This window comes from Pseudoalteromonas sp. AS71 (assembly GCF_038900275.1).
Classification (GTDB): Bacteria; Pseudomonadota; Gammaproteobacteria; order Enterobacterales; family Alteromonadaceae; genus Pseudoalteromonas.
The window spans coordinates 12,610-37,591 of sequence record NZ_JBBMQZ010000015.1; the positions used below are offsets into that span (position 1 = coordinate 12,610).

Genomic DNA, 24,982 nt, shown 5'->3' on the forward strand with positions numbered 1-24,982 from the left:
ACTTTTACAAAGCAGTTATAGTCAATAATAAATTATCAGCATAATCCCCGGCCATTGAATTCCCATAACCACTGGTTAGGCCAACAGTCAATTTTGCATCGACCCCCGTAGCCACCTGAGCATTAGTAGTCATTCGCTGCTCACTAGTTTTTTGCTTACTTGTGTTGTCTGCATCAAGTACTAAATTGAAATTATTAGCGTCAGCCACATCCAGTTTTGCTTGATACTTAACTCCAAATGCTGCATTAGATTGATTTTCCAACCAACCATTTGAAGACTTCAATTTTACAACTGCATCATTAGCGCTGTTACATGTAACCTTGAAGTCAACATCTAAAGAACCTGTTGCGCTCTTTATTTGCTGTTCAGTAAAATCAAAATCACCTGTAAAAGTTGTTGCATTACAAATAACAGGAACAGTTCCTCCTGGAGCAAAGTCTTGGCTAGTTGCTAAGACAGAACCTGATGTGAATGTTGTAAATACTGAAATTGCCGAAATTACGATTAGTTTATTCATTTTTATATTCCTTATCCATGTGACATATAGTTTGTTTTGTTAATAAATGTGCGCTTAAAGCACGCCACCCGATACTACTGATGGTGTCATTTCTATGCGGATCACGTCCTGGTAGCTTCCTGCATATATCAAAGGTTCATCTAGAGTTAACTGAATCTCAGCAATGGTATTAAATAAGATATCATCAATATTAAAGTTATATGTCGATTTGATTGCCTGTGCCGATATAGACACAATTTTATTGGCACCTTCCAACGCCCAGTTAATATTATATGAACTTATTCTATTACTTTGCTCATGGCTTAAACCGCCATTAAGAGACTGCATTGATATTCGCATTGGTGAATTACAGTTGATCTCTAATGTTGTATTAGCAACGCCACTAGAAGAAAACTCTAAGTTACTATTTTGTGAGGTAAATTCACATACTGGAGAGATAAAACCAACCAATATAATACTTACTTCATCATTGCTATATGCATTGGATGCAAAGCAACAGAATATTAACCATGCTAACCTCTTCATTATTACCATTTCCTTTGAACTACCTTGCTAATACAGTGGTAATGTTAAGCTAAAATTCAGGTTTAGGAAGTTGGTATTTGATTACAAAACAAAGGATAATACTAAATAAGCTGTAAATAAGCATACCACTGGGTATAAACATCCGTGTGATTCGCAATCAGTAAAAATAACCTATTTGTGATTAGCTCCTTCCTGAAGCCACCACAGCACTACATTTAATGTTTATAAACAGTGCAACAGGAGGCAAACAAAGCATAAACAACGAACGAAATATCAATCACTACCTTCGAAATAATTCACTAAACAATGTTAATAAATTTAAAATTTTAGCTTCAATAAAATCACTAACTTTAATTAGGAAAGTCTGATAACTAAAAATTGAAAATTTCAAGGTAAACTAAATGCTCACTTCTTTTTTATTAACTAGCTAAGTTAGGTAAAAACCAAATTTACTTCTATAATCCTATTGAAATCAACATTTAATAACAAATAGGAACAACATATGAAAAAGCTATCTGTAGCAGTGGCTGTATGTGCAGTTTTAGCATCTAGCTATACTAGTGCTGAGGTAAGAATTAATGGTTTTGCATCAATTGTTGGTGGTAAAAGTCTGGATAGTGACAGTACTTTGTACGGCTATGATGACGATATCTCTTTTAAAAATGAGAGTAAATTCGCTTTACAATTATCTGCAGACCTACATGAAAAGCTAACAGCTACGGCTCAAATTATTGCGCGTGGAGAGGATGACTTTGACGCTACATTCGAATGGGCATACGTTACTTATGAATACAGCGATGAACTGCAATTTAGCGCTGGTAAAATGCGTGTTCCTTTTTACAAGTACTCTGATTTCTTGGATGTAGGTTATGCTTATCGCTGGGTACGTCCGCCAAAATCAGTATACGGTATCCCATTTTCAACTTATGAAGGAGTTAGTGTAGTTTACAGCTCTCAATTGGGTGATTGGGATTCTACGCTTCAAGGCTTTTATGGTGCATTCGATGGTGATATTGATGTATTTGGAACAGAATTACCTGCTGAATTAAATAATTTAGGCGGTATAAACTGGAGTCTATCATACGACTGGTTCAGTGCGCGAGCTGCATACATTGTGGCCGACACTAGCATTTCATCAGAGGATAGCGGCCTAATTGGTCTCGTAAGTGTATTGTCTGATAGTGGCTTAACTAATACTGCGAATGACCTAATCACTGAAGAAGATAAAACGAGCTTCGTTGGCGTTGGTTTTTCTATTGATTATGAAAACTTTTTGTTTGATGCCGAATATACGCAATTTGAGGTTGAAGACAGTATACTACCAGAACAGTCACAGTATTACGCATCAGTTGGTTACCGTATTGACAGTGTAATTGTTCATTTTACTTATGAAGACAATGATGACAAACATGACTCATCACGTTTTAATACCATTGAGTCAATACCAGCCTTAAATTCAGCTGTAAATGGTGCTCTTGAAGGTCTTCGTGCACAAAGTAACGTATACACAATTGGTGCACGTTATGATTTTCATCCTTCCGCTGCTTTCAAGATCGACTTTAGTCGTTTTGAAGATGACATAACTGATACAGAGACGGATGTTGTAGCTGTCGGTGTAGATCTTGTCTTTTAATTGGAGCTTATGATGAAAAAATTAATTTTAGTAAGTGCACTTTCATTGTGCTCAATTAATGTATTTGCAGAAGTTGCTGTGATTATTAATCCAAGCAATGCTAGCTCTGTAGATGCTGACACAATAAAAAAGATTTATCTGGGAAAAAGTAAGTCATTTAGTAATGGCGATAAAGTTAATCCTATAAATCAAGACGGTACATCTGTAGCTGATGAATTTAACGACAAAGTAGTGGGTAAGTCTAGCAGTCAGTTAAATGCATATTGGTCAAAGCTTGTATTTACAGGTAAAGGTACCCCGCCTGAAAAACTAACATCTGACCAAGCTGTTATTGATTTTGTTGCTGCTAATAACGACGCTATTGGCTATATTGATAGCGCTAAAGTGACCGATAAAGTAAAAGTAATTGCTACCTTTTAGCAGTGAAATTGATATAAAAATCACCCAGAGGTTAATATAGATAGGTTGAGGAATAATTTAGCTAATCGATAAAACGGCCTTCTGGTTCTTTTATAAAGGCTTCTGAATTTATTCAGAAGCCTTTTCTTTTGCAATCCACTACGACACTTCATCTAGCCAATAGATACGTACACAATTCAGAAGACTTCTGTGAACTGAGTGTTGCGACGTGTGTAATTAATATTTTTAACTTAATTCAGACTATGTTTATTGAGAACTCAGGGAGTATCCCTAAATAAATAGAGTAATCGTAAGCTAAAGTAGAGCATCACATATTACTAATAAAGCGAGGGTGAGCATAAACTAGGTATGTCAAATATCCAAAAAAAGCCAGTCAGCGGTTAACTAACTGGCATCAACCCTTGGGTAGATTTTTATACTGACTCAGTACTAAGCTTTACTCAATTCTAAACTTAGCTGTTGCATCTAATAGGTTGTCTGATAGGTAGTGAAGGTTTTTGGCTACGTCGCGAACAGCAAGTAATGAGTCCATAGTATCTTCGAATGATACATGCATATTTGACACATTATCTACTACCATAGCTGCAACGGATGTTTGTTCCTCTGTCGCTGCTGCTATTTGCGAATTCATACCATTAATTTCTAACATTTGCTCTGCGATTTTCTCTATTGAAATACCTGTTTTCTCTGCGGCTGTAGCATTATCTGTTGCCATATCTCGTGCTGAAGTCATAGCTGCTACAGATTCATTTGCGGCAGTCGTTAATGACCCCAATAGTTCACGTATTTCATTAGTAGAATGTGCAGTGCGAGAAGCCAGTTCACGAACCTCATCAGCCACTACCGCAAAACCTCTTCCATGTTCACCTGCTCGAGCGGCTTCAATAGCAGCATTAAGGGCAAGTAAGTTTGTCTGATCTGCAATAGACGTGATTACATTCAAAATTTGAGATACATTTTTTGTATCGTCCGCAAGCTTATTGATAGTACTTGCAGCTCGATTAATTTCATCACTGAGCGTACGAGAGGCGGTAACTGACATTTGCACTTGTGTACGACTTTGTTCAACTTCTTTTTCGGCCGTTTCAGCAGCGTGAGAAGCGTTAGCCGCAGATTCTGATATGTCACCAACACTCTGCTTCATTTCTTCCATAGATTGCTTAACAATTTCAGCATCAGTGGTTTGTTTTGTTGTAGCACGCTCAGCTTGTTCCATACCTTGAACTAGTCGTGTTGAGTTTTCCATTAAAGGCTCACATACAGCAATAACTTCAAGAACCGTTTCTCTTAGCAAGGAAATAAATGCATTGAAATTAATAGAAACTTGGCCAATCTCGTCTTCTGAATTAACAGATAGTTGGGTGCTTAAAGAACCATTCCCGCTTGCTAATAAACTAAGGTTGTTAGCTGCATCACTAGCAGATGAACCTATATTCTTAGCAATCCAAATAGCCATAAACAATAATAAAATTAATGAAATAATGGATACAGCTAACATTAGAGTTAATACTTCATCAGAGCGCGCTTTAGTGTTGGCAACCAGTTCAAAAAAACGATTATCAGCTTTTTGTTGAGCGCCTTTAAAGCTTTCTAAAACAGATCCATATAAGCTTGTTTTAAGCTGCGCTTGTTGCTGAATCTTACTAAAATCAGCTGTACCGTTAACCATACCTGTAGCAATACTTGAGGATATTTTTTCATAATCTGACAGCTCATTAATAATATCGTTATTAATGTAGGAGTTATTAAGTTGCGTTATTAATGCAATATTAGACTCTAAAGCTTGATATACCTCATCTGCTTTAACTATAAGGTCTTGCTCACCAAACGTAACAGCTTGGGTATAAAGTTCATCAAGTTTCTCTAAAAGCCCTACGTTTTGCGACGTTATTTTTACAACTTTATACGATGAGTTACTCATTTCATCGAGAGAAACCTTATTATCATTCATAGCTAAATAGTTTATCAATACGATCACTACAAAAGCCACAACCGCAATACATGTTATTGCATGTATTTTTTTTGTTATGCTTAGGTTTTGAAAAGAGAAGCCTGAAGCCATACTGTGCTACCTTATTTTATTGTCTATATCTATTATCGGCTTGATATCTATAAGTGTGAGCTAAATTTGTAATATTTCTAGTTTTTTCTAACAAATAGAAGAATTATTTAACAACAAACACACATCGCTCAAAAAACACCCACAATAAATTCCAGATACAAAAAAAACCAGTAACATCACTGCTACTGGTTTCTAAATTTGGTGCGGATGGGGGGACTTGAACCCCCATGCCCTAAAGCACCACCCCCTCAAGGTGGCGTGTCTACCAATTCCACCACATCCGCATTTTAAGCTTTCGCTCAGGTGTTAAACATGTGACTTATTTGAGGAAGATAAATCGTTTAACGATAGCTTTACGCTAAATTAGTTCGGTACTTCAGAGCTTTGCTCTTTTGTAGATGTTACTGGAACATCTTCTTCAACAGGAACTACTGTTTCTACTGCTGGAGCTGCTTCTAGGTTTTCCCATTCGTCGGTCTTTTTAATTTGACCAGCTGTTAGGTTTCCTAACACAATGCTTAAAACAAAAAATACCGTTGCTAAGCTTGTGGTTGTTTTTGTCATAAAGTTACCAGCACCTGACGAACCAAAAACAGTGCCTGATGCACCAGCGCCAAATGAAGAACCCATATCTGCGCCTTTACCTTGTTGAATTAAAACCATTCCAACTAAAGCTAAAGCCACAACTAAATAAACTACTAATAAAATTTCGTACATCTTATACAGTCCCTTTTGCACTGTTACAGATTGCAGTAAAAGACTCTGCCTTTAGACTTGCGCCGCCAATTAAGCCGCCATCTATATCTGTTTGTGCAAATAATAATTCGCTATTTTTTTCATTAACGCTACCACCGTATAAGATGGTAAGCCCTTGTGATAAATTGCTGTCAAGTGATGCAATTTTGTCACGGATAAATTTATGAACAGTTTGTGCCTGCTCTGGCGATGCAGTCTTACCTGTGCCTATGGCCCAAACGGGCTCGTATGCTATCACAGAATCTTTCAGTGCTGCTACACCTAATTTCTCTATTACTGCATCAATTTGTGCAGCAACTACTTGTTCAGTTTGACCGTTCTCTTGCTCGCTTTCGCTTTCGCCTACACATAAAATTGGTGTTAAACCAACTTGCTGTGCCCTAGCAAACTTTTCAGCGACTGTTGCATTACTTTCGTTATAAATACTGCGGCGTTCAGAATGACCAACGAGTACGTAAGTTGCACCTAAATCTTTTATAAGCTGCGCATCAACTTCACCAGTAAATGCGCCAGGTGTATTTTCAGAAACAGTTTGAGCTCCTGTAGAAACACCGCTAGCTACCATTGCAGATACAAGTGGGTATGGAGGAAATAAAACAATGTCCATCTCTTGTGATTTTACATCGTTAATGGCGTCAGACATTTTTTTAACTAACTCTAAAGAGCCATTCATTTTCCAGTTGCCTGCGACCATCGCCTTGCGTATTGCCATTATCCACTCCACATTAGAAAGCGGGCGAGATATTAACTTTTCTCGCCCAAAGTTACAAGAGGTTATTGTTATTAATCAGTTTGTTTGCTCATAGATTCTACAACAGCTGCAATTTTTTGAGCGCTGTCTATTACAATTTTTTCTTGCTCGGCTTCAACCATAACACGAACCACAGGTTCAGTGCCTGATTTACGCAGTAAAACACGGCCTTTATCGCCTAAAGCAAGCTCGACTTCTGCTACAGCTGAAAGTACTTCAGGTGCTTTTGTAGGGTCAGTTCCAGCGGTATAACGCACGTTTATCATTTTCATTGGATACTTGGTAAAACCAGCACCTAAATCTTGTAATGTACGATTTTGTGCAACCATAGCAGCCAGTACTTGCAAGCTTGATATAATGCCATCACCCGTGCTAATTAAATCTAGATTAAGTACATGGCCTGAGCTTTCGCCGCCAATTTTCCAGCCTTTTTGCTGTAGTAACTCCATAACATAGCGGTCCCCTACTTTACTGCGAGCAAACTCGATACCTTTTGCTTTTAAAGCATTTTCAAGGCCCATGTTAGACATAACAGTGCCAACTACACCACCACCCAAATTATCATCTTGGGCTGCTTGGCAAGCAATAATATAAACCAGATCATCACCATCAAAAACGCGGCCATTATGATCAACCATCATTACGCGGTCACCATCACCATCGTATGCAATACCTACGTCGGCTTTAAGTTCAAGCACTTTACGTTTAAGGGCATCTACGTGAGTAGCGCCACATTCATGATTGATATTAACGCCATTAGGCTCGCATGCATGTGTCATTACTTCTGCGCCAAGTTCACGCATAACAGAAGGTGCAATATGATAAGTAGCGCCATTTGCGCAATCGACAACAATTTTAAGACCTTCTAAAGATAGGCCTTGCGGGAACTGGCTCTTACAAAACTCTATATACCTGCCATCCGCACTAACTAAACGCGATGCTTTACCTAATTTATCTGAAGCAACACACGTCATTTTCTCATCAAGCATTGCTTCTATTTCAAGTTCTACTGCATCATCGAGCTTTAGACCTTGACCATTAAAAAACTTAATACCGTTATCATAATACGGATTATGTGAAGCACTAATTACAATTCCTGCCTCTGCACGAAATGTTTGAGCTAAGTAGGCTACAGCAGGTGTAGGCATAGGGCCCAATAATACAACATCAATACCGGCGGCGATTAAACCAGCTTCAAGTGCGGTTTCAAGCATGTAGCCCGAAATACGTGTATCTTTACCTATAATTACTTTTTTAGTACCACTTTGTGATAATACACGTCCAGCAGCCCAGCCTAACTTCATTGCAAACTCAGGGTTTATAGGAGCAGCGCCTACAAGTCCACGCACGCCATCGGTGCCAAAATATTTTCTTTCTTTCATTGTGAAATTCCTTGTTCGCAGGCTTGATATACACCAAGTACATCTGCGGTTTCTTTTACGTCATGTACACGAATAATTTTTGCGCCATTTTGCGCTGCGATTAACGCACCCGCTAAGCTGCCCGCTAACCGTTCATTTGTATCTCTATTTAATAAATTACCTATCATCGATTTACGAGATAATCCGGCCAATAATGGCAAACCTAACTTATTAAAATCATCAAACCTAGCCAATATTTGATAGTTATGACTAAGCGTTTTTCCAAATCCAAAACCTGGGTCTAGAATAAGTCGTTCAAACTTAATCCCAGCTGTTTCACATGCTTTAATACGTTCACTAAAAAACATATTTATATCTGCAAACAAATTATCGTAATGAGGTGCCGATTGCATGCTGCGGGGCTGCCCTTGCATATGCATTAAACAAATTGCTACATCTTCATACTGCGCAACCGTTTCTAAGGCGTCTATTTCTTGTAAAGCTCTTACATCATTAACTATGTCTGCCCCTGCGAGTATTGCTTGCTCCATTACCGGTGCTTTACTGGTATCAATTGAAATAGCGCAATCACTGTGCTGACGTATCGCTTTAATAGCAGGGATTACTCGAGAAAGTTCATCCTCTAAGCTGACATCTGGCGCGCCAGGGCGAGTAGATTCTCCCCCTATATCTAAAATTGTCGCACCGTCATCTAATAATTGCATAGCGCGCTTTAGCGCTATTTTGGGTTCTAAAAACTGCCCACCATCAGAAAACGAATCCGGCGTTACATTTAATATCCCCATAATAACGGGCTTTTCAAGATTAAGCGTACGCCCTCTCGGAAGCTTTAGTATGCTAGTCATTGCCAACCTTTATTCTTTTTCTAAATAGCTGATACAAAAAAGCCCCGAAGTTCGGGGCTTTCATTACTATTTTAACGATTATTCAGCTTTATCATCAAGGTTTGTTTCATCTTTTTTTGATGAATCGCCAGTATTTTGACTTTCATCAACTACTGGCTCTTGAGGTTCTTCCGCTTTTACCGGTTTTGCTTCATGACGGTCATGTGCATCACGCGGCTCACGCACTGGTTGGCGTGCCATTAAATCATCAATTTGCTTAGCATCAATAGTTTCGTATTTCATTAATGCATCTTTCATTGAGTGAAGAATATCAATGTTTTCTTTTAATATTTCTTCTGCTCTTTGATAGTTACGATCTGAAAATAAACGTACTTCTGCATCAATTATTTTAGCTGTATCGTCTGACATGCTAGATGAACGGCTACCACCGCCACCCATATACATTTCGTTCTGATCTTCAGCGTAAAGTAACGGACCTAGTTTTTCACTTAAACCCCAATGCGTAACCATTTTACGCGCTATATCTGTAGCTCGTTCAATGTCATTACTTGCACCCGTTGTTACTTTATCTGCACCGTAAATAAGCGCTTCAGCAATACGGCCACCATAAAGGCTAGAAATCATTGATTCTAAAAGCTCTTTTGAATGGCTAACACGATCTTGTTCTGGTAAGTACATTGTTACACCCAGCGCACGGCCACGTGGAATAATAGATACTTTATAAACTGGATCATGCTCTGGCACCATACGACCAACAATTGCATGGCCTGCTTCGTGGTACGCAGTCATTGCTTTTTCTTGCTCGCTCATCACCATGGTCTTGCGCTCTGCGCCCATCATGATCTTGTCTTTAGCAGCGTCAAATTCAGCCATACTTACAACACGTTTATTACCACGTGCAGCATAAAGCGCAGCTTCGTTTACTAAGTTTGCTAAATCAGCACCTGAGAAACCTGGAGTACCACGTGCTATAAGAGCCGCTTCTACGTTATCGCCTAATGGCACTTTACGCATGTGTACTTTAAGTATTTGCTCACGACCACGAATATCAGGTAAGCCTACTTCAACTTGACGGTCAAAACGACCTGGACGAAGTAATGCAGGGTCTAATACATCTGGTCGGTTAGTTGCTGCAATAACGATTATACCTTCGTTACCACCAAAGCCATCCATCTCTACTAGCATTTGGTTAAGTGTTTGCTCACGCTCGTCGTTACCGCCGCCCATACCAGCACCACGTTTACGACCAACAGCATCAATCTCATCTATAAAGATAATACAAGGCGCCGCTTTTTTAGCTTGTTCAAACATATCACGTACACGTGATGCACCAACACCCACAAACATTTCAACAAAATCTGAACCCGAAATTGTGAAAAACGGTACTTTTGCTTCACCAGCAACTGCCTTTGCAAGTAGCGTTTTACCGGTACCGGGAGGGCCAACCATCAGTACGCCTTTAGGAATACTACCGCCAAGCTTTTGAAATTTTGATGGGTCACGTAAAAAGTCGACCAATTCAGTAACGTCTTCTTTCGCTTCATCACAACCTGCCACATCGGCAAACGTTGTTTTAATTTGGTCTTCGCTCATTAATCGAGCTTTACTCTTACCAAATGACATAGCGCCTTTACCGCCGCCGCCTTGCATTTGACGCATGAAGAATATCCACACACCTATAAGCAGTATCATCGGGAACCAAGAAATAAATATACTTGCTAAAAATGATTGTTCTTCAGGTTGTACACCCTTCACATTTACATCATTTTTAAGTAAGTCATTAATTAAATCTTCATCGTACATTGGCATCGTTGTTTGAAAACGCTCACCACTGCTCTTAGTACCAGTAATATTACCTGTACCACGGTCAATAATAACTTCTTGTAAAGAGCCACTACGGACATCTTTAACAAATTGAGTGTAACTAGTTTGACGATCAACTTGCTCGCCACCATTAAAGCTCTGAAAGACTGACATCAGCACAACTGCAATCACCAGCCATAGTATTAAATTTTTCGCCATATCGCTCAAGGGGTTAACCTCTTGTATCCAATTAATTTAAGTTCAACTAAACGCCAAGCAACTGTACTACAGTTTGTATCCAGTCGCTACTATATATACTTCCCGAGAACGGGCACGTGAGGCATCAGGTTTGCGTATTTTCACTGCTTTAAAACTATTACGTACATCTTGCAAGTATTGATCAAAGCCTTCGCCTTGGAAAACTTTAACAATAAATGCGCCATTTTTCTTTAGTACTTGGCTACACATATCTAGCGCAAGTTCTACCAAATACATGCTACCTGCTTGATCTACTGAGTTATTGCCACTCATATTTGGTGCCATGTCAGAGAGTACCACATCAACATTTTTACCATCAATACGTTTTAACAACGCATTTAATACTGATTCTTCACGAAAGTCGCCTTGTAAGAAGTCAACACCCGCAAGTGAGTCCATCGGTAATATATCACACGCTATCACTTGACCTTTGTCACCGACTTTCTCTGCCAAATATTGAGACCAACTTCCTGGCGCTGCCCCTAAATCAACAACTGTCATACCTGGACGAAGTATCTTATCTCTATTTTGTACTTCATCTAATTTAAAAACCGCTCGGGAACGCCAGCCTTTTTTTTGCGCTTCTTGAACATATTTATCATCAAAATGTTCTTTCAGCCATCGCTGTGAACTGGCTGACTGTTTTTTATTTGTCATAAATTAACACGCAACTAATTAGTAATATTCTTTAGATGGCGTTAGAATACCCTTAATTCAAGCCATATTCAGCAAAATTTGTATAAACATGACATTATCAAACAAACAAAAGCAGTTTTTAAAAGGTCAGGCACATAGCCTTAAGCCTGTAGTTTTACTAGGTTCTAACGGTTTAACCGAAGGCGTAGTAGTAGAAATTCAAAGTGCATTAGAAATTCACGAATTAATCAAAGTTAAAGTTCCAACTGACGATCGTGAAACAAAAGCACTAATTTTTGAAGCAATCGTACGTGAAACTGGTGCGACTAAGCTACAAACGATAGGTCACACTATTGTGCTTTATCGTCAAAGCGTTGAGAAAAAAATACATTTACCGCGTAACTAATTATTCCTGTTAAAGGATTTAGTGCGTTTAAATTGAAAAAACCAGCTTAATGCTGGTTTTTTATTATTTAACGTTTTAAATCAAAAGCTCATTTTATGATGGGTTAAATCATATTCGCTACCATTACTCCTCGGCTTCTTATTCAATATAAAGTACTGAGTAAATTGTGTTTCACTCATTGCTGACACTTTTTCATTCGAAAGCAGCTCGGCTAGTTGCGGTGTGGTATTACTGTGCCCTATAACAACAACTACACCTTTTAGTTTTAGTAACTCTTTTTTTAAATCACTTAGCTCACCTGCGTTATACACATTTACGTCGGTATTAAAATATGTCTGCAAAGGGGCCGCTGTTTGTAACGTGCGTTTATAGTTACTGCTGAAAATATGTATATTTTGATACTCTTTGAAAAAAGTAACTAAATTATTTGCACGTGCCTTTCCCACCTCTGAGAGCGCTGGATTTTTGCCCGTTAATTTTTCGCTATGACGAAACAAATATATTTTATCCGGTGCCGCAAGCGCCAAACTACTATTAGATAATATGACTAAACAAGTGATTACTAATATTATTTTATTCATATTTTTTTACCCCGTTTGTACTCTAATAGCCTGTCGATAAATTCAGTCGTTAGTTCATTAATTACGCCGGTTTCAGCGTTAACTATTAAGCTAAAACCAATATTTAAATGAGGAAATACAACCAAATCACTTCTATACCCTTGCACCCAGCCACTATGATAATAAAGCGTTTCATCAGCATAGTTATAAACGCGCCAACCTAGCCCGTAATAAGCTTCGTTAAGGTGTTTTTTCCACACCCTACGATACATTTCTTTTTTTGTATTCGTATAAGGGCGTGTTTGTTTTGCGAGAGTATCCAATGACAAAACATCAGGGTATTGGCCCAGCTGCGCTTTTAGCCAAATAGCCATATCACTTGCGCTCGCATTTACACCGGCTGCTGGGCTCACTTTATAGTAATTTTTTTTAAGCTTAGCGCTATACCAACGTTTTTTACCACGCACGTGTGGTAGCGCGTAATTTTTGTCATTCGTCATTGATTCAAAGCCTAAGCTCGCATCATTCATTTTCAATGGCTCAAAAATAGCTTCTTTTAACCACTGTTTGTAACTTGTATCGGTGCTTTGTAATATCACATCACCTATAAGGCTAAACATAACGTTTTGATAGCCATAACATTCACCAGGTTTACAAATTGGTTTGACACTAAGTAGCTTTTCAACAATACCGGGGTAATCCATACGAGATTCAATTAAATTATCGTATGCATTAGGAACTAACCCGCTTGAATGACTTAAAAGATGAAACACCTTTAAATCATTTTCATATACAGTTCCTTTAAAATCAGGTATGTAATCACTAACAGGCTTATCTAACTCCAGTAGGCCGTTAGCAGCCAATTTAGCTGATAACGAGCCTGCAAATGTCTTAGAAACAGACGCAAGTCTAAAGCGGGTATGCTTATTAACTTTTTGTCCATTTCGTGTTTTAGTTACGCCCATAGTGTGGATGTAGTCTGAGTTGTTTATACTTACAATCGAAAGCGCTGCACCAGGTATACCTTTACTTTTTAATTTTTTTTGTGCGTAACGACCGTATTTTTTTACAAATGCATCCCAATCAGGATCCGCTTTTGCTGCAAAGCCCACAGAGCTAAACAACAAACACACTGCAGGTAAGCTATACAATAAAGAGTTGAGATACTTCATTTTTATAAATTTTATCTTTTTAACCACATCTGCGCAGATAATATCATGAAGTTTTGTTTGGACTAACGTACAATACGACGATTATTTGGTTTTTAGCGGGTGTTTAGTACTTATGCGTTTTTTAGTTGTGTCACTTTTTATATTATTATCAACTGGTTGTGCTATTACAAAGCAGCCAGCCGAGCCATTGGCTATGCCGTTAAAGCCAACATTAAAAAGTCAGACCTATCAGCTTGAGTACACTACAGAGCACTCATCTCCAAAAGTTAAATCTGTGCAATTACCTGCACATAAAGTAGTTAGAAACCAGACAGTAAAAATCATTACCGATAAAGCGAGCGTGACCGATAAACTTCTATCGCAAATTAGCCAAGCACTGAATGATAAACAACTAAAAGTGACAACTAAAAATAACAGCGACTATACACTGACAATTCAGCAACTAGATTTAACTTTTACAGACGATACCAAGTACGCAATAAAGCAACCAGAGAATCCTTTTACTTTATATTCAAATGTTGCACAACAATATCCAACCCAGCAGTGCGCAGCTATGTTCGCACAAGTTAGTATGCGTCTTACGCACAAGTCATCGGGTGATGTTGTTTGGTTTGCTAAATCATCTATCGACAGTGCAAGTTTTCATCGCGAGCCGCTAATTTACAATTTTACCGAAGAGCAAAAAATAACTAATGAGCTTGAGGTTGTCGCTTTTGTTCATCAACAAAACACTGATGAAGCTCGCATTGAAAGACTTGGGAAAGACATTCAAATCCCTCAGTACAAAACGTTGTCAAAACTATCTAGTCTTACCAAACTTAGCGGTCCATGTAACAGAACAGAAGTAAGTGCATTAACACCTATGATGCAGTTTTACTTGAGCAGTATATTAATCGATAAAATTAAAGTTCAGTAAATTAGGGTCTGTTGATCTTTACGGATTAAAATTTGTTCAAACTAGGGGCTATTTAATCGCGGCGCGAGATTTGTAACCTAGTGGGCTCAATAACTGCTCCTGCGTTATTCTACTGGCTTACATCCATGTAAGAATCAGTAAAAACCGAGCAACAAATAGTAAATAGCCCCTAGGAAGAACCCTTTGGGCAGCGCCTGTTTGGCATTAATGCTACGTATCGCCCATTTATGGGGAATAGCCACACTGTATAGGCTCTGCCTTGCCTAAATACCAAACAGACTGCTGCAAATTTAACCTTGAAAGATCAACAGAGCTAACACTTACTACATTTTTTTACAGATTAAAGGAACGAATTAACAATATACTACGCTTAATAACAAATAATAATTAGGCCCTAAGGGATGAGAAACGCTTTGCTTAACCATACTTTACTGAGCATAACACTGCTTTTTTGCTGCATTTTTAGCACATCGAGTATGGCAAGTAACCGCTATTATGCAGATAATACGTTAGAGCCAACCCAAGGCTTTGCGTGGGATTGGAGTGCTGGTGCGGGCTTTTATATTGAAGATTCTTACCTTGTCGGCATTGAGTCTTACGACAAAGGCGTTGAGCTCGATTTAAGTCTTGCTGTTTCCTACGATAAATTTTACCTTGATTTCGATCACAATCAGCTCAGTGGCGGCCTTGTAATAGGCTACAGTCTTATAGATAAATTTGATTGGGGCCTAGATATATTAGGCACAAATACTCAAGCTGGATTTGACGAAAAAGGCCTAGGATTTTATAACCACGGTGTTATACAAGAACTCCAAGGTATAAAAAAACGTAATTACGACTTTGACGTCGGCCTTCGACTTTCTCGTCGATTTGAAAATTCTCAATTCTCTTTTGAATACCTTCATGATGTATCTGGCGCGCACAATGGCTGGGTTATAAACAGCTTTTTTAGTCACATTTTGCCATGGCGAAACTGGGAGTTTAGATCGGGTGTTGGCTTAAGCGCCTACTCTGCTGACTTTACTAATTATTATTTTGGCATTGATAGCGATGAAGCCACCAGCCTTCGCCCTATTTACAGCAGTAATGCCAGTACCAGTATTATTTTTGAGTTCCATGCTGAGTACCCAATAAGCCAAGATTGGGTGTTTTTATCCGGCTGGCTTACCACATGGTTTTCTAAAGAAATTGACGACAGCCCAATTATTTCCCAAGGATATCAACATAAAGCCAAGGTAGGCCTACGTTATGTATTTTAGATGGATCTGTGTATTACTGATCTTCCCCAGTACTTTTACTGTTAAAGCTCAGGAACCTCCTGAAGCACTCATAGCACTACCCGACACGTGCGTTGCACTTCGCGAAGGGCGAAATTGCTATGCTGACGTTACGCTAACGTGGGAGCAACCTATCATTGGTAATTACTGCCTACGTGACGCCACCTCAAAGTACATAATGCAATGTTGGCTCAAGCAACAGAGCGGTACTTTTAATTATGCATTTGATTCACAGCAAAGTATTTCATTTGAACTATTTGACAGCAATACATCTAAAATAATTAGTGTTGCCGAAGTAAAGCTTCAATGGGTATATCAAAACAGGCAAAAAAAGCGCCGCTGGCGACTATTTTAATACCAATCGCATTAAGGATATTTTCATGGATAACTACGGCACTATTTTACTCGTTGAAGACGATGTATCTCTTGCTCAATGGGTTGCTGAATATTTAACAGAGCAAGGCTACACAACGCATGTTTGTCACAGAGGTGACGAAGTAATTAGCCAAGTCAAAACATTAAATCCAAATATCGTGCTCCTAGATATTATGCTTCCAGGGCAAGATGGTATAAGCGTGTGTAGAGAGCTTCGTAGTTTTTATAATTCGCCCATCATAATGCTCACTGCACGCGATGAAGAAATGGATGAAGTCATTGGTCTAGAAGTAGGTGCAAGCGACTACATAATGAAACCTGTGCGTCCTCGTGCATTGCTAGCGCGTATAAAAGCAGCCCTTCGCCAAAAAAATGAGCCAAATACGCCACACGTTAACGAAAGTGTTATTAATGTTGGTGCGCTTAGTATTGATACCGAATCTAGAAATGTAAAACTTAACGAGCAAGACGTAAATATATCAAGTGCTGAATATTTACTGCTTCACTACCTTGCGAGTAACGCAGGGCAAGTAGTCTCTCGCGACGCTGTATTTAAAGCAACCAAAGGCAGAGAGTATGATGGGCTTGATAGAAGTGTTGATGTACTTATTTCTGCACTTCGTAAAAAGTTTAATGATGATCCACAAAACCCTGAAAAAATTAAAACCATTTGGGGCCGTGGATATTTACTTGTTTCTACTGCGTGGTAATAAAGTGATGAATAAATAAATGAAAAAGTTTTATATATCGCTTCTAGGCAGTGCACTTTTATCTATTGTGGTATTGGGTTGGCTTATTGATGCTTTTAGTCAACAAGCGCATACCCCACAGGATGAATTTAGTCAGCAAAGTAAAATGATCATGGGTTTTAGCAAGCAGTTAGCTAACATACCCACATCTGAGCGCAGCGATTATGTAAAACAACTGGCGCTAGAGTTTGATGTTTTAATTGATTACAAACCTAATGAATCACTTGCTTTACCGCCTTCTTTATTATTACAAATGCATACGCCGGGTGGGCTGATTTTAGAAGATCAGCAAGGCTTTTATATGCTTTATAGCAGCGATGTTTTAAATCCTTTTCACTTATCAATGCGTTTAGATAAAATTTTTGATAGCGAGCAACATAACGACATAATATTAACCTTACTCTTTTACGCAGGCCTATGTGTATTTATGGGCTTTATTATTGCGCCCTTAGCTAAACGATTAACCGTGTTAAATGAAGCCGCTAAAAAGTTTGCCTCAGGTAATGTTCAAGCCCGCATAAAAGTATCGCATTTTACTTACATAAAAGACGTAGAGCTTACCTTTAATCGCATGGCCAGCCAAATAGAGAAGCTTGTCGCCGAAAACAAGCTAATGGCCTCAAGCTTATCTCATGATATACGCACCCCTATCGCGTGCCTGCGATTTGGTTTAGATGCGGCATTAGATAGCCATGATGAGCAAAAAATAAAACAGTATTTAACCCGTATGGAAAATGATTTAGACCATATGGAATCGATGCTTAGTAGCTATTTAGCATTTGCTACTTTAGAGCAAAATGCTAATAAGCTGACCTATTCATCAACAAACATTAAGTCCTACCTTGAAGATATTTTAGTGCAACTTGCACCTAAACTTGAAATGCAAATGCTTAGTGTACAGCTCAATAGTACCGATAAAATAATAAATGCAGATCTTCACTGGCTTGCTCGTGCAATTACCAATTTATTAACTAATGCCTCTGATTTCGCAAACCAACATATTTACTTAAGTGCGAAGTTACACGAACAACAGCTTATAATAACGGTAGAAGATGACGGCCCTGGCATAGCTCGAGAAAACTTTAGCAACGTATTTAGTCCATTTTTTAGAGAAGAGGCTCACCGTAACAGAGCTGATAAAAGTTACGGCCTTGGTCTAGCTATTGTTGAAAAAGTAGCCGACTGGCATCATGGCAGTGTTAAAGTTAGTAAAAGTACCCAGCTAGGTGGTGCGTGTTTTACTCTCACTATTGCACAGCATCACAATTCGTAAAGCAATAGTTACAGACTGTAATTAACAATTATTAAACAAAATCAACTCGTTATTTTAAACGACCCGATAACAACAATTAAAATCGATGGTTATAACACGCATTTACTTATTAAATTGTGCCAGATCAGCAAATAAGCACTTTTTATTTTTTAACATTTCCAGTAGATTGTCAGCGCCGTCACACAATAGAGAAGTACAATAATATGAGCGCAGTTAGAGGCGAGTTTAGCTCTCGCTTTGGTTTTATTATGGCCGCCGCGGGTTCTGCCGTTGGTTTGGGCAATATCTGGGGATTCCCTACACAAACAGCAAGTAATGGCGGTGCTGCATTTTTAGTCGCATATTTAGTGCTTGCGTTCTTTTTAGCCTACCCCGCTTTAATGGCTGAACTTATGATTGGTCGTCATGGCCAAGCAAACGCGGTTTCATCACTTCAAAAAATATCTAATAAGCCATGGCAAAAACACTTTGCCTTTATTGTTGGTTTTGGCGGTATTTTATGTGCTGGCTTTATATTAAGTTTTTACGCCATTGTTGCTGGTTGGATGCTCAGCGCTACAGCTGACCCCATAGCTACTCTTGTTGGTGCCGACACAGCATCGACATGGCTAAGTGAGCAATCACTTACCCGAAACATAACATTTACTCTCGTCTTTATCGTACTAACTGTCGCTATTATCAGTAGAGGCGTTGAGAACGGTATTGAAAAATGGTCGAAACGCTTAATGCCTGCTCTTTTAGGTATTTTATTTGCACTTATTGCATATGTAATGACCCAAGATGGCGCAATGGAAGGTTTAAAGGCTTACTTAGTTCCCGATTTTTCATCTATTTTTGACGCAAAATTATTAGTGAGTGCGCTAGGACAAGCTTTCTTCTCTTTATCGCTAGGTACTAGCGTAATGATTATTTATGGCTCGTACATTAGTAAAAAAGAAAACCTTGTTTCTTTAGGTGCCTATGTAACCCTTATTGATGTATTTATAGCTTTTGTAGCGGGTTTACTGATTATTCCGGCTATGTATGTAGCACAAGCTCAAGGCGTTGAAATATTCTCTGCCACAACGGGTAAACTACTCTCTGAAGATACGTTAGTATTTCAGGTACTCCCTGCTTTATTTGATGGAATGGGCGAAGTTGGCTTATTTGTGGGCTTTTCATTTTTTGCGTTAATGAGTATTGCCGCTTTAACGTCATCTATTTCAATGTTAGAGGCGCCAGTATCATACACTGTAGAACGCTTTGGGATGAAACGCGTTCAGGCAACCTGGTTGATTGGAGCTTTAATTGCTATCGTTAGCATTACAATTGTGTGTAACCTTAGCAGCTTATTTGGCTTAGTAATCACCCTCACTACAAAAGTAGCTCAGCCTTTGCTTGGCCTGATGTGTTGTATATTTGTAGGCTGGATTTGGTACAGAGGCTCATTACTTAAAGCAATTAAAGAAGGTAATCCTGAAGTTCATAACACATTGTTTTGGAAAGTATGGCCTTGGTATACCAAGTTTGTGTGTCCACTTGCTATTGGTATGGTGTTTTTACACTCACTATTAAGCTAAATAATACCTTAACCTTAAATAGTCTTAAATTAAAATAGCCCACATTAGTGGGCTATTTTAATAGCTGCTTAAATTGGATTTATTTAGCGAGTTTTAAAATCATATCTTGATGAGGGATACCGTCTTCTAGATATTCACTTTTATAATCTTCAAAGCAAAAAGAGCGGTAAAAATCAAGCAAGTAAGTTTGTGCACCTATATAAATATCTCGCTCAGGCCATTGTGCTTTACAGCAGTCTATAGCTTCATTAATAAGTAAAGTAGCATACCCATTGCCACGCGCGCTTTCACTTACTAGCACGCGACCTATTGCGCTGTATTGTGCACTTTTTTCATAGCATCGCGCGTAAGTTTGTAGTTGCCCATGACTCAATGTATATAAATGCTGTGTATTTAAAGCAATGTCTACATCATCAAGTTCAGGGTAAGGGCACTCCTGCTCTACAACAAACACATCAACACGCCCGCGCATAATAGTAAAAAGAGTCTGTGTATCAAGAGCGTCAAACTGCTCACATTTAAACTGCATATCAAATCCTATAGGCAAAAAACCCAGCTTAGGCTGGGTTTATTAAAATCACTCGCTAGCTTAGTTAACTTATACTAAGTAAATAATCGCTCTAGCTGATCACACAGCTGCGATAAATTCACATGATCGTGCTCTATGGTTAAATCAACATAACCATCACCTTTAAAGGCTCTGTCTAGCTCTATAAGCACATGTGTTTTATGTGCTTCTGGGACAAACGATAATTCAATCTCCTGAATGCCGAATAAGCTGCGGCTATTTGGTTTATATTCAAGTTCTTGATAGCATCCAGATAATGACTGAAAAGTCGAAGCGCGTAAGTGACCTTTTTCTACGTCAGCTTTCATTAAACTAAAACCTAACTTTTCCATCGCTTGCATACACGTTTTAACCGCTTCATTAGGGTAAATGTGTAAATGGTCCTTATCTATTGGGTCAAGTGCTAAGTCTATATCTAGCCCTGTTTCAAGCCACACATGAGATTGATTATAACCTGCATTAATTTCTGTAATAGGAGTTTCAGAATGAAGACGCGCTTCAAAAGGGATATTTTTAACTTCGCCTGGCTCAATTGTACCTATATCTGTAATTCGCCATTGCTCAATCACATGATTCGTAAAATAATCGCCATTATCACCTGCAACTTTAACACGAGTCATTAATAATAAATCTAAACCTGAAATATCTTGGCTCACATCACCTGCAGTAATGACTATTTGTGCGTTAAAAAGTTGACCTGGTTGTAGGTGTTCAGTTTCTAAAATAGTGTCTACCTTTGCAGCACCAATACCTACCGACGCTAAAATCTTTTTAAACATATATCTCTCCTTAAGCTGAGCGGCTGTATTATTTGCTCCGGCTTAAACTTCTTCGTTATCGCATCTTAACCATATTTAAAAGCTAATGTCAGTGAAAAAGTGTTATTTACATAGTATTTACTATTAAATAGGTGTTTAATGCCCGTTTTTTATACGCAGCTGGACAAGTAATTGATTAGACGCGTTCATTTTTAGGTCTATTTATATTTTCAATGGTATAAATTTTTCGTTACACTGCAACACCAAATGAAGTGATATTAAGAATTATGGAACTAATCTATTTTGCTGCCGCGTTTGTTTGTGGTTTTGCTGTTTATCAGTTAAAACTACCTCCTCTAATTGGGTTTTTACTTGCAGGTTTTGCTTTAAATTTATCGGGTTATAAAAGTACAGAGTTGCTCGATACAATTGCAGCCCTAGGGGTTACTCTTCTTCTTTTTAGTATTGGCTTGAAACTTAAAGTTAACAGTTTAATTAAACCTCAAGTTTGGGCGCCTGCAACATTGCATATCATTTTTAGCAGCGCGTTATTTAGTGGCTTTATGCTTCTGCTTGGCGTTTTCGCCATTCCACTATTTGTTGATTTAAGTTGGCAAAGTGCTTTATTGGTTGGATTTGCACTTAGTTTTTCAAGCACTGTATTTGCAGTAAAAGTACTTGAAGAGCGCGGAGAAATGGCAAGCCTACACGGCAAAATAGCCATTGGAATATTGGTAATGCAGGATATCTTTGCAGTAATATTTTTAGCTATTAGCACCGGTAAAATCCCTAATTTATGGGCTATTGCATTAATAATTGCTTTGCCTTTATTACGACCTGTAATGTATGGCGTGTTGAACCGATCTAAACATGGTGAACTATTACCATTGTTTGGTTTTTTCTTTGCGCTAGTTGCTGGTTATCATGCATTTGAATTTGCAGGCCTAAAAGGCGATTTAGGTGCACTAGTAATAGGAATGATGTTTGCCCCTCATAAAAAGGCTGGCGAGCTATCAAAATCTCTACTTAATTTAAAGGACATATTGCTAGTTGGCTTTTTCTTAAGTATTGGTTTAAGCGCAGAGCTAACCACTAACTCCTTGATTGTTGCCATTATACTTATTTTAGTATTACCCATTAAAATAGCGCTTTACTATGTGTTCACTAATATATTCAAATTACGTGCGCGTACATCATTACTTACCGCTTTTAGCTTATCTAACTACAGTGAGTTTGGATTAATTGTATGTGCAGTGGCTGCGACTACAGGCATGATCACCTCTGAGTGGCTAGCTGTAATGGCAATTGCTGTTTCTATTACATTCATAATTGCTTCCCCATTAAATAAACGCTCAAATGAGTTGTATGTAAAAATAGAGCACTGGTTATTAAAGTTTGAAAGTAAAACTCGTTTAGCTGAAGAGCTACCCGTTAACCTTAATGATACGAAAATAGTCATTTTTGGGATGGGACGTATTGGTACTGGTGCTTATGAAACGATCAACGCGACTCACCCTAATGTTGTTGCAGGCATAGATATAAAGCCAGAGGTGGTAGACAAGCACGTTAACAGAGGCCGCAACGTCTTAATTGCAGATGCAACCGACCCTGACTTTTGGCAACGAGTAAATCACTCACAAGTAGAAATGGTTATGCTTGCAATGCCAAAGCATATGCAAAATATTTTTGCTTTAGAGCAATTACAGGCCTCTGGTTATAAAGGCCAAGTAACAGCTATTGCAAACTACCCGGATCAACAAAAAGAGCTTGAAGAAATGGGTGTGCATTCTACTTATAACTTTTATTTAGAAGCCGGTAGTGGTTTTGCAGAGCACGTAAAACAAGAGCTATTTAACGAATAGTCCTCTTTTGTATCGTTTATAAATAACAAAGCCTTAAATTCATTAAGGCTTTGTTATTAGTTTTTAAATAAAAAGCAATTCTATTTACATTCCTTTACAAGCCAATTCTCTATAGCAATAAAAAACAGGTAAACTAGCTGTGTTGGTTAAATAAGAACCCATGTTCTAATAATAACTTAATTAGATCCCAGCTAATTAAAGTTCAACTAGGTTTATATTAATTAACATAAAACTATTAAATCAGAGGGCCTACTCCCTCGCAAAATAGGCTGTTTCTTGCCCGTCACAGCCTATTTTATATCTCTAAAATCCCTTACACTTACCCTGACTTTAAATACCTAAGTAATCTTTATGGATCCAAAACAATTAAAAATAGCGATAAATACTACAATGCCGTTTGGAAAATATGCAGGACGGCCATTGTTGTTACTGCCAGAACCTTATTTAGTGTGGTTTAACAAGCAAGGGTTTCCCGATTCAAAGCTAGGTAGCCAACTTGCAATGATGTACGAAGTAAAACTAAATGGCCTTGAGCAAATGTTAATGCCATTACTTGAAAAAAAATAAAAATAGTTGAGAACTTTTTTAAGCACTTGCGGTCTATTATATTGCTACTTGTTGATTTTGGTTTTTAACCGCAAAAAAAGCGCCTCAAGGCGCTTTTTTTATGTCTTTAATTTGAGGGGTAAATATACAATAAATTTAGCACCACCTAAGCTTGAGCTTTCTGCTTTACACTCTCCTTGGTGCCACGACACAATTTTAGCAACTATGGCGAGCCCTAAACCAAAACCACCGGTATCCTTACCTCTACTTTTATCTAGTCGAGTAAAAGGTTTAAATACATTTTCTCGCTCAGCGGGATCTATCCCTTCACCATCATCTTCAACAATCAATACGATGTGTTTTGTCTCTTGTAGCAATGAAATTTTGACTTGCTTATGGGTGTATTTGAGCGCATTGCCAATTAAATTTTGAAATACTCGCGCCATAAAGTGACTATCACAGTAATAATTTAAATGCTCAGGGAGGTTTACGGAAAGCGTTGTTCGGGCTTCAAAGTTTAGCTTTTCAACAGTTGTTTTTACCAGCCCAGCTAAGTCACAGTTTATTGGCTGTAAACTAGGTTGTTGAGTGTCTAATCGCGCATATTCAAGCATTTCAGAAACTAGTGACTCAAGCTCGCTAATGTCTGTTTGCATGTTTGTTAGGTATTTCTCACCTTTTTCATCAAGCATTTGTTCTTGCAGCATTACAATTGCAAACTTTAAACGTGCTAGTGGTGTTCTAAACTCATGCGACACCGATGAGGTAAGTTCTTGCTGCGCACTAAGTAAAAACTCAATACGTTGCTGCATTACCTTTAATGTATCAGTAATAGGTAAAAAGAAAGACTTAGAAGAGTCGTTTAGTTGAAAGTCTTGCAAACCCTCCACCGCTTCACACGCTTTACGTAGCTTTGCAAAATCGCGCCAGAGTAAAAAGCTCCATAGCCCAACAGGTATACCTACAATAATAAGGAGTAATAAATAGGGCCAAACAGAAGATGATTGCTGCGTTAATACACCTACCGGCCCTACTTGAAGTAATGAGTCATTACCGAGTTCTACATACCAAACAATGCGCTGTTGCTTATCGTATAAGTATAAGTAGTGGTTTTGGTTAAGCTGCGATTGTTGTTTTTGAGGAAGTATTAAATCACGTCGTTCAATTACTTTGCTATCAAAGTTATGCTTTAGTTTTTTAAGACCGTTAGGAGTTTGTGAGAGCAACCATAGTGATTGCCCAAACTCATCGTCTAAGAAAACTTGCTGTTGCGACTCTTCATAAGGCCACAACTGCTCTATAACACCACTTACTACAAACAAAGAAACGATGATGTATAAGTATAAACTGGTAAACAGTTTTCCCATTAAAGC

The 24,982-nt window shown here is 38.3% G+C and carries 25 protein-coding genes and 1 tRNA gene; 11 read left to right on the forward strand and 15 right to left on the reverse strand.

What is annotated here, in order from left to right:
* Positions 1-4: 4 nt before the first annotated feature.
* Positions 5-517 (reverse strand): hypothetical protein, encoded by a 513-nt coding sequence (locus WNY98_RS12300; protein ID WP_342878037.1) that lies wholly within the window; start codon positions 515-517, stop codon positions 5-7.
* A 54-nt stretch (positions 518-571) separates the two neighbouring features.
* Positions 572-1,042 carry a hypothetical protein gene (locus WNY98_RS12305; RefSeq protein WP_342878038.1) on the reverse strand — a complete coding sequence of 157 codons (471 nt, stop codon included), beginning with the start codon at positions 1,040-1,042 and terminating at the stop codon, positions 572-574.
* Between the two features lie 502 nt (positions 1,043-1,544).
* Here WNY98_RS12305 and WNY98_RS12310 point away from each other — a divergent pair.
* Both WNY98_RS12310 and WNY98_RS12315 read left to right on the forward strand, forming a co-directional pair.
* Positions 1,545-2,675, forward strand: a complete 1,131-nt coding sequence (locus WNY98_RS12310; protein ID WP_342878039.1) for a porin — start codon at positions 1,545-1,547, stop codon at positions 2,673-2,675.
* Between the two features lie 12 nt (positions 2,676-2,687).
* A complete protein-coding gene (locus WNY98_RS12315) occupies positions 2,688-3,095 on the forward strand; it encodes a phosphate ABC transporter substrate-binding protein (protein ID WP_342878040.1) in 408 nt (135 codons plus the stop codon).
* Between the two features lie 436 nt (positions 3,096-3,531).
* Here the strand turns inward: WNY98_RS12315 and WNY98_RS12320 are convergent, their stop codons facing one another.
* The 8 genes from WNY98_RS12320 to rlmE all read right to left on the reverse strand — a co-directional run bounded on the left by WNY98_RS12320 (position 3,532) and on the right by rlmE (position 11,609).
* Positions 3,532-5,157, reverse strand: coding sequence for a methyl-accepting chemotaxis protein (locus WNY98_RS12320; protein ID WP_342878041.1), 1,626 nt, complete (start codon positions 5,155-5,157; stop codon positions 3,532-3,534).
* Positions 5,158-5,356: 199 nt separating this feature from the next.
* A tRNA-Leu gene (locus WNY98_RS12325) sits at positions 5,357-5,441 on the reverse strand.
* 79 nt (positions 5,442-5,520) lie between these two features.
* Positions 5,521-5,874 carry a preprotein translocase subunit SecG gene (gene secG / locus WNY98_RS12330; RefSeq protein ID WP_024597872.1) on the reverse strand — a complete coding sequence of 118 codons (354 nt, stop codon included), beginning with the start codon at positions 5,872-5,874 and terminating at the stop codon, positions 5,521-5,523.
* A 1-nt stretch (position 5,875) separates the two neighbouring features.
* Positions 5,876-6,625 (reverse strand): triose-phosphate isomerase, encoded by a 750-nt coding sequence (tpiA, locus tag WNY98_RS12335; RefSeq protein WP_170071862.1) that lies wholly within the window; start codon positions 6,623-6,625, stop codon positions 5,876-5,878.
* Positions 6,626-6,696: 71 nt separating this feature from the next.
* Positions 6,697-8,046, reverse strand: a complete 1,350-nt coding sequence (gene glmM / locus WNY98_RS12340; protein ID WP_024606173.1) for a phosphoglucosamine mutase — start codon at positions 8,044-8,046, stop codon at positions 6,697-6,699.
* Positions 8,043-8,891, reverse strand: a complete 849-nt coding sequence (folP, locus tag WNY98_RS12345; RefSeq protein WP_024597869.1) for a dihydropteroate synthase — start codon at positions 8,889-8,891, stop codon at positions 8,043-8,045. Before folP ends, glmM begins: the two co-directional genes overlap by 4 nt.
* 78 nt (positions 8,892-8,969) lie before the next feature.
* Positions 8,970-10,913, reverse strand: a complete 1,944-nt coding sequence (ftsH, locus tag WNY98_RS12350) for an ATP-dependent zinc metalloprotease FtsH (protein WP_342878042.1) — start codon at positions 10,911-10,913, stop codon at positions 8,970-8,972.
* A gap of 66 nt (positions 10,914-10,979) precedes the next feature.
* A complete protein-coding gene (gene rlmE / locus WNY98_RS12355) occupies positions 10,980-11,609 on the reverse strand; it encodes a 23S rRNA (uridine(2552)-2'-O)-methyltransferase RlmE (RefSeq protein WP_024597867.1) in 630 nt (209 codons plus the stop codon).
* An 88-nt stretch (positions 11,610-11,697) separates the two neighbouring features.
* Between rlmE and yhbY the strand changes: the two genes are divergently transcribed.
* Positions 11,698-11,994, forward strand: a complete 297-nt coding sequence (yhbY, locus tag WNY98_RS12360; RefSeq protein WP_002963153.1) for a ribosome assembly RNA-binding protein YhbY — start codon at positions 11,698-11,700, stop codon at positions 11,992-11,994.
* An 80-nt stretch (positions 11,995-12,074) separates the two neighbouring features.
* Here the strand turns inward: yhbY and WNY98_RS12365 are convergent, their stop codons facing one another.
* Both WNY98_RS12365 and WNY98_RS12370 read right to left on the reverse strand, forming a co-directional pair.
* Positions 12,075-12,575, reverse strand: coding sequence for a histidine phosphatase family protein (locus WNY98_RS12365; RefSeq protein ID WP_342875938.1), 501 nt, complete (start codon positions 12,573-12,575; stop codon positions 12,075-12,077).
* Positions 12,572-13,726: a serine hydrolase domain-containing protein gene (locus WNY98_RS12370; protein ID WP_342878043.1), complete on the reverse strand. Its 1,155-nt coding sequence runs from the start codon at positions 13,724-13,726 to the stop codon at positions 12,572-12,574. The genes WNY98_RS12365 and WNY98_RS12370 overlap by 4 nt, the downstream gene beginning before the upstream one ends.
* A gap of 112 nt (positions 13,727-13,838) precedes the next feature.
* Here WNY98_RS12370 and WNY98_RS12375 point away from each other — a divergent pair, with 112 nt between their 5' ends.
* The 6 genes from WNY98_RS12375 (at position 13,839) to WNY98_RS12400 (ending at position 19,875) form a co-directional block, all read left to right on the forward strand.
* The gene (locus WNY98_RS12375; RefSeq protein WP_024597864.1) at positions 13,839-14,642 is read left to right on the forward strand and encodes a hypothetical protein; all 804 of its coding nucleotides are present in this window, start codon (positions 13,839-13,841) and stop codon (positions 14,640-14,642) included.
* Positions 14,643-15,118: 476 nt separating this feature from the next.
* On the forward strand, positions 15,119-15,901 hold the full coding sequence (locus WNY98_RS12380) for a MipA/OmpV family protein (protein WP_259365611.1): 783 nt from the start codon (positions 15,119-15,121) through the stop codon (positions 15,899-15,901).
* Positions 15,891-16,274, forward strand: a complete 384-nt coding sequence (locus tag WNY98_RS12385) for a DUF3019 domain-containing protein (RefSeq protein WP_024599162.1) — start codon at positions 15,891-15,893, stop codon at positions 16,272-16,274. The genes WNY98_RS12380 and WNY98_RS12385 overlap by 11 nt, the downstream gene beginning before the upstream one ends.
* A gap of 25 nt (positions 16,275-16,299) precedes the next feature.
* A complete protein-coding gene (locus WNY98_RS12390) occupies positions 16,300-17,004 on the forward strand; it encodes a response regulator transcription factor (RefSeq protein ID WP_024599163.1) in 705 nt (234 codons plus the stop codon).
* A gap of 19 nt (positions 17,005-17,023) precedes the next feature.
* Positions 17,024-18,316: an ATP-binding protein gene (locus WNY98_RS12395; RefSeq protein ID WP_024599164.1), complete on the forward strand. Its 1,293-nt coding sequence runs from the start codon at positions 17,024-17,026 to the stop codon at positions 18,314-18,316.
* 203 nt (positions 18,317-18,519) lie between these two features.
* Complete coding sequence (locus tag WNY98_RS12400; protein ID WP_342878044.1) at positions 18,520-19,875, forward strand: sodium-dependent transporter; 1,356 nt, start codon at positions 18,520-18,522, stop codon at positions 19,873-19,875.
* A gap of 79 nt (positions 19,876-19,954) precedes the next feature.
* Here WNY98_RS12400 and WNY98_RS12405 read toward each other — a convergent pair whose 3' ends face one another.
* A complete protein-coding gene (locus WNY98_RS12405) occupies positions 19,955-20,404 on the reverse strand; it encodes a GNAT family N-acetyltransferase (protein ID WP_342878045.1) in 450 nt (149 codons plus the stop codon).
* Between the two features lie 74 nt (positions 20,405-20,478).
* Positions 20,479-21,222, reverse strand: coding sequence for a sporulation protein (locus tag WNY98_RS12410; protein WP_076924491.1), 744 nt, complete (start codon positions 21,220-21,222; stop codon positions 20,479-20,481).
* Positions 21,223-21,488: 266 nt separating this feature from the next.
* On the opposite strand from WNY98_RS12410, the gene WNY98_RS12415 reads away from it, so the two are divergent.
* Together WNY98_RS12415 and WNY98_RS12420 are read left to right on the forward strand one after the other, a co-directional pair.
* Positions 21,489-23,063: a cation:proton antiporter family protein gene (locus WNY98_RS12415; protein ID WP_024599168.1), complete on the forward strand. Its 1,575-nt coding sequence runs from the start codon at positions 21,489-21,491 to the stop codon at positions 23,061-23,063.
* A gap of 351 nt (positions 23,064-23,414) precedes the next feature.
* The gene (locus WNY98_RS12420) at positions 23,415-23,630 is read left to right on the forward strand and encodes a DUF3820 family protein (RefSeq protein WP_170071858.1); all 216 of its coding nucleotides are present in this window, start codon (positions 23,415-23,417) and stop codon (positions 23,628-23,630) included.
* Between the two features lie 98 nt (positions 23,631-23,728).
* On the opposite strand, the gene WNY98_RS12425 is transcribed toward WNY98_RS12420, so the two are convergent.
* Positions 23,729-24,976 (reverse strand): ATP-binding protein, encoded by a 1,248-nt coding sequence (locus WNY98_RS12425; RefSeq protein WP_170071857.1) that lies wholly within the window; start codon positions 24,974-24,976, stop codon positions 23,729-23,731.
* Positions 24,977-24,982 lie beyond the last annotated feature (6 nt).